Annotated in this window: 5 protein-coding genes and 1 pseudogene; 1 reads left to right on the plus strand and 5 read right to left on the minus strand. The window is 66.9% G+C overall.

All coding sequences use genetic code 11. The features are described 5' to 3' along the window. Positions 1-253 (plus strand): DUF1294 domain-containing protein (locus tag KIT86_RS24330; protein WP_297403203.1); only part of this gene is annotated, 253 nt, incomplete at its 5' end. A 45-nt stretch (positions 254-298) separates the two neighbouring features. On the opposite strand, the gene KIT86_RS24335 is transcribed toward KIT86_RS24330, so the two are convergent. From KIT86_RS24335 to KIT86_RS24355, 5 genes and pseudogenes are all read right to left on the minus strand, one after another. Further along, positions 299-2629, minus strand: a complete 2331-nt coding sequence (locus KIT86_RS24335) for a YgiQ family radical SAM protein (protein ID WP_297403205.1) — start codon at positions 2627-2629, stop codon at positions 299-301. Positions 2630-2721: 92 nt separating this feature from the next. Beyond that, positions 2722-3300 carry a GAF domain-containing protein gene (locus tag KIT86_RS24340; RefSeq protein WP_297403207.1) on the minus strand — a complete coding sequence of 193 codons (579 nt, stop codon included), beginning with the start codon at positions 3298-3300 and terminating at the stop codon, positions 2722-2724. 24 nt (positions 3301-3324) lie between these two features. After that, the gene (locus tag KIT86_RS24345) at positions 3325-3777 is read right to left on the minus strand and encodes a MarR family winged helix-turn-helix transcriptional regulator (RefSeq protein ID WP_297403208.1); all 453 of its coding nucleotides are present in this window, start codon (positions 3775-3777) and stop codon (positions 3325-3327) included. Next, positions 3767-3964 (minus strand): hypothetical protein, encoded by a 198-nt coding sequence (locus KIT86_RS24350; protein WP_297403210.1) that lies wholly within the window; start codon positions 3962-3964, stop codon positions 3767-3769. Before KIT86_RS24350 ends, KIT86_RS24345 begins: the two co-directional genes overlap by 11 nt. After that, positions 3961-4461: pseudogene (locus KIT86_RS24355) on the minus strand (FAD-dependent oxidoreductase); the annotation flags it as partial. The pseudogene KIT86_RS24355 and the gene KIT86_RS24350, both read right to left, overlap by 4 nt.

The following is a 4461-nucleotide window of genomic DNA, read 5'->3' on the forward strand; positions in this document are numbered from 1 at the left end:
GGTGCTGCTCAACCTGGTCACGTTCTACATGTACTGGCGCGACAAACATGCCGCCATCAATGAAGTGCAGCGCACGCCCGAAGACTGGCTGCACGGCCTGGCCGCGGTGGGCGGCTGGCCGGGCGCGTGGTTCGCTCAGCAGATCCTGCGCCACAAGACGAGCAAGCAGCCGTTTCGCCGGATCTACTGGGGCACGGTGGCGGTCAACACGCTGGCCTTGCTGGGCTGGGTGCTGTGGCCGGCGCTCCGGTAGCCGCTTGCCCGTTCCGCGTCAGCTGCCCCAGATCGGCGCGGTGCTTCAGCGGGGCTTGCGCTTGCCCGGAGAACCCGTGTCGCGCGGCGGCAGGCCGGTGTGCTGCGTGAGCAGGCGGCCCTTGCCAGGCTGAGCGCCCGACGCCTTGCTGCCCACCGGCGTGCTGTTCTTGCGGCGCGCGCTCTGGTACCCGCCGTCCGTCATCGGCTGGAAGGTCGGGATCAGGTGGTGCTTGCCATTGCCGATGAGGTCGGCGCGGCCCATGGACTTGAGCGCTTCGCGCAGCAAGGGCCAGTTGTTCGGGTCGTGGTAACGCAGGAAGGCCTTGTGCAGCCGGCGCCGCTTGTCGCCACGCACGATGTCCACGCGCTCGGCGCGGTCGTCGCGGTGGATGCCCTTGAGCGGGTTCAGGTTGGTGTGGTACATGGCCGTCGCCGTGGCCATCGGGCTGGGGTAGAAAGTCTGCACCTGGTCGGCGCGAAAACCATTCTTCTTGAGCCAGACCGCGAGGTTCATCATGTCCGCGTCGCTCGTGCCCGGATGGGCCGCGATGAAATAGGGGATGAGGAACTGCTTCTTGCCCGCCTCTTCGCTGAATTTCTCGAACAGCTGCTTGAACCGGTCGTAGCTGCCGATGCCGGGCTTCATCATCTTCGACAGCGGCCCGCCTTCGGTGTGCTCGGGCGCGATCTTGAGGTAGCCGCCCACATGGTGCTGCACCAGCTCCTTGACGTACTCGGGGCTCTTGACCGCGAGGTCGTAGCGCAGGCCCGAGCCAATCAGGATCTTTTTGATGCCACGCAACTCGCGCGCGCGACGGTAGATCTTGATCAGCGGGCCGTGGTCGGTGTGCAGGTTGGAGCAGATGCCGGGGTACACGCAGCTGGGCTTGCGACAGGCCGCCTCGATGTCGGGCGATTTGCAGCCCAGGCGGTACATGTTGGCCGTGGGGCCGCCGAGGTCGGACACCACGCCGGTGAAGCCTTCCACCTTGTCGCGGATGTCTTCCACCTCCTTGATGATGGACTCCTCCGAGCGACTCTGGATGATGCGGCCCTCGTGCTCGGTGATCGAGCAGAAGGTGCAGCCGCCGAAGCAACCGCGCATGATGTTCACGCTGAAGCGGATCATTTCCCACGCCGGGATCTTCGTCGCGCCGTCGTGACGGCCCTGTTCATCGGCGTAGGCCGGGTGCGGACTGCGCCCGTACGGCAGGTCGAACACGTGGTCCATCTCGGCCGTGGTCAGCGGGATCGGCGGCGGGTTGATCCACACGTCGCGCGCGGTCGCGCCTTCGCCGTGCGCCTGCACCAGGGCACGGGCATTGCCGGGGTTGGTCTCCAGGTGCAGCACGCGGTTGGCGTGCGCGTAGAGCACGGGGTCGCTCTTGACCTGTTCGTAGCTGGGCAGGCGGATCACCGAGCGCTCGCGCGGCGGCACCTTGAGCCGGCCCTTGCCCTGAAGCGCAGGGTTCGGCACGAACTTCAGCGTCTGGATGGCGGGGTTGGCCTCGGCCGGAGCGGCGGCGCTGGCGCCCTCTTCCTTGGCACAGCTCTGTCCCTGGGCCTGGGCCTGTTCGCTGGTGGTCTGGTAGGGGTTGATGTGGCTTTCCACGCGCCCGGGCGTGTCGACCTCGCTGGAGTCGATCTCGATCCAGCCTGCGGCCGTCGGATCGCCAGGGCGGCGCACGAAGGCGGTGCCGCGCACGTCGGTGATCTGCTCGATGGGCTCGCGCGCAGCGATGCGGTGCGCCACCTCGACCAGCGCCCGTTCGGCGTTGCCGTACAGCAGCAGGTCGCATTTGCTGTCGACCACGACGCTGCGGCGCACCTTGTCGCTCCAGTAGTCGTAGTGGGCGATGCGGCGCAGGCTGCCTTCGATGCCACCCAGCACGATGGGCACGTCCTTGAAGGCTTCGCGGCAACGCTGGCTGTAGACGATGGCCGCGCGATCGGGCCGCTTGCCCCCCACGTCGCCCGGTGTGTAGGCGTCGTCGCTGCGGATCTTGCGGTCCGCCGTGTAGCGGTTGATCATGGAATCCATGTTCCCCGCAGTCACGCCCCAGAACAGATTGGGCTTGCCCAGGGCCTTGAAGGCCTCGGCGCTGGTCCAGTCGGGCTGGGCGATGATGCCCACGCGAAAGCCTTGCGCCTCCAGCACACGCCCCACCACGGCCATGCCGAAGCTGGGGTGGTCCACATAGGCGTCCCCGGTCACCAGGACGATGTCGCAGCTGTCCCAGCCCAGTTGCTCCATTTCGGCGCGGCTCATCGGCAGGAACGGCGCCACGCCGAACCGCTTGGCCCAATAGGGGCGGTAGCTGGTGATCGGCTTGGCGGCGCGCGCGAAGAAGGAGACGTCGATGGGGGCGTTCATGGGGCTGGCACGGACCCGGAGCGCGGGCGGCTGGAAAACCTGTGATTTTACCGGCCCACCCTCTTTTCAGGGGTGCACAACCCCATTGCCCTTCATTTGGGCCGGAGCTGCCATGCCGGCACCGACTCGGGCGCTTTGCGCACGATTCGCCGCTGGTCCAGCCTCTGGGCCGCCAGCCGGGCCGTGAACTCCAGTTTCTTCAGGTCATCCCTGTTGGGCTCATCCAGCGGATGGAAGCTGAAGCAGCACAAGGTGCCGTAGATGTGGCCGTTCTCCAGCACGATGGGCGTGCTGATGTGCGTGCCGATGGGAAAGGGCACGCTCTTGAGCAGTTCGGATGCCACCGGGTGGGCCGAGGCGTCGGCAATGAACCTGGGCAGGCGGCCATCGACCACGCGCTGGCACCAGGAGCGCTCCAGCGGCTCCGAGCCGCCCTCGCCGATCACGGGCGAGTCAGGCGCCTGGGACACATGCCGGAACACGCGCTGGCCATCGGTGAATTCGGAGACGAAGACCACGTCCATCTTCATGCGTTCGCGCAAAAGTTGAAGCACCTCGGAGACGGAGGGGTCGACGAGTTCGTCGGCGCCATCGGAGGTGGCCACCAGCAGTTCGGTGACCTGGACGGTGAGGTCGTCGGCTTTGTAGCCAAGATCGTTCAAAGGATTCATGGCACTTTTATAAACCGCCCGCCCCTACTCGTCGGCGCCATCGCGCTGCGAATGGGCGATCAATCGGTCAAAAAATGTTTCCAACTGTCGCTGCTCGTGCGCCGACAAGCAACCAAAGATGTCGGCGTTGCGCTGCGCGATCAGGTTCATCACCCGCTTGCACAGCGCCCGGCCGCTGCGCGTGGGCACGAGCACCACGCCGCGCGCGTCCGCTTCGCTGGTGGACTTGAGCACCAGCTCGCGATCGACCAGCATCTGTGCCGCACGGCTGGCCTGGGCCTTGTTCAGGTTGGCGCGCGCGGCCAGGTCGTTCACCGACAGCGGCGCGAACTCGCCGATGGCGGCCAGACAGCGCGCCTCACTCACCCCCAGGCCCATGGCGGCGTAGGCCTCGCTGCTGTGGCGGTCGGTGATCTTGTTGAGCTTGTGCAGGCGGTAGGTGAGGAAGGCTTGCAGCGAGGTCGTTTCAGCGCCCATCGTCCGCACCCTTGTCGCACTGCGCCCATGCGTTTTCGATCAGGGGCAACACCTGCTCGGCACGCTCGAAGCGGCTCATGAGCGAGAGGCAGAGCATGGCCAGGAACATGGGCGCGCGCGCCTCGCCCACTTGCGAGAGCGCTTCGCAGACGGCGCTGTAACTCTGATCGAGGTCGGTATCGGTCATGCGAGCACTCCGGTGTCTTTGAGGGCGGCGCGCAAAGGCGCAGGGTCCAGGCCATGCCAGCGGCCCATCACATACCCGTCGGGCCGCACGAGCACCAGCGCTGGCTCATCGGCGCGGTGCAGGCCGTAGCGCTGCCAGGCCTGGCCGAGGACGTCGATGTCGGGCGCAATCGCCAGCACAGCCACGCCGGCATCGCTCAACCCAGGTCCCTGGCCACCGAAGGCCAGGCACAGGAAGCCCTGGCCGAACTGGCTGCTCAGGTGCCAGGGCGCCCCTCCCTTGCCTTGCAACAGGGCTTCCGGGGCCGGCGCGCCAGGCCGCGCGCGATCGTCCGCCCATTCGCCCGTCTGCGCCGCGTTCAGCGGTGAACCCACATAGGTGATGGGAGAGGACTGGCGCGGGTTGATCAGCGAGCGCACTTGCTCGTCGCTCACCGCCAGGCGCAGCGTGGCCTCGCGCATGAGCTGGTAGGCGAAGTTCGGTGGTGCCATGAACTC

The sequence above is a fragment of the Hydrogenophaga sp. genome (assembly GCF_026125825.1).
Classification (GTDB): domain Bacteria; phylum Pseudomonadota; class Gammaproteobacteria; order Burkholderiales; family Burkholderiaceae_C; genus Hydrogenophaga.